1 rRNA gene and 1 pseudogene are annotated in these 1,086 nt (G+C 57.8%); both read left to right on the top strand.

The window, feature by feature from the left end:
* Positions 1 to 416: pseudogene (locus A2J02_RS14990) on the top strand (tyrosine--tRNA ligase); the annotation flags it as partial.
* 581 nt (positions 417 to 997) lie between these two features.
* Positions 998 to 1,086 (top strand): 16S ribosomal RNA (locus A2J02_RS14985); the annotation flags it as partial.

Below are 1,086 nucleotides of genomic sequence, written 5' to 3'. Positions count from 1 at the left end.
CCACCGAGCGTCCGCACGCGCGTGAGGCGCAGAAGCGCCTGGCCGCCGAGATGACCACGCTCGTCCACGGCGAAGCCGCGACTCGCTCGGTCGAACTGGCCAGCCAGGCGCTCTTCGGGCGGGCCGAACTGACCGAACTCGACGAGAAGACGCTCGCCGCCGCGCTACAGGAAGCGTCTGTGGCCGACATCGAGGCCGGTGCACCGAACACCATCGTCGATCTGCTCGTCGCTACGGGGTTGAGCGAGAGCAAGGGCGCTGCCCGACGCGCAGTCAAGGAGGGCGGCGCATCGGTCAACAACGTCAAGATTTCCGACGAAGAATGGACGCCCGGTGCGGACGATCTCCTGCACGGCCGGTGGTTGGTGGTCCGACGCGGAAAGCGGAACTTCGCAGGCGCCCGAATCGCGGACTGAGTTTTCCGTTGTAGTCAGTGGGCGGAGTCACATCCATGTAATTTGGCTACGACGCCCGTCAGGTGGGTAAGTGTCCGGTTGCGACCAGGCCGTTCACGTGATTCACGCGTGAACGACCTGGGGATTTGACGCGTTGTTATCCGGGGCGTAACTTTGTCCAGGTCAGAGCGACACGGACGCCAGCCCAGACCGCAAGGCCTGAGCAACGCGGAGTTCGCTTCCGACACCATGAAGATGTCAAAGCCGACAGGTTCGACTTCTTCACGGATGTGAAGCCAGTTTGACTGCGCTCGATCATCTGATCTAAGCTGGAACGGTTGCCCCGGACTCTACGAGCTTCAGCTCGAAGGTGAATGGTGTGCGCGTGTTCTTTGAGAACTCAACAGTGTGTCGATGAATGTCAGTGCCGAATGTTTTTGGCGCTCATACCTTTTGGGGTGTGAGTGTGACATCTTCTTGCTTCATTCTTCCCGTCTGAGGTGAGAAGGTTTTGTTTGTTTTGCTAGTTGAGTTTTTTTGCTAGTGATTTGACTCTTTATGTTTATGACTGATTTGCAGTTTCGACTGTTGATCGAGAGTCTTTTACGGAGAGTTTGATCCTGGCTCAGGACGAACGCTGGCGGCGTGCTTAACACATGCAAGTCGAGCGGTAAGGCCTTTCGGGGTACAC

Origin of the sequence: Rhodococcus sp. EPR-147 (genome assembly GCF_001647185.1) — a bacterium.
GTDB lineage: Bacteria > Actinomycetota > Actinomycetes > Mycobacteriales > Mycobacteriaceae > Rhodococcoides.
This window is presented reverse-complemented; position numbering and strand designations above follow the sequence as displayed.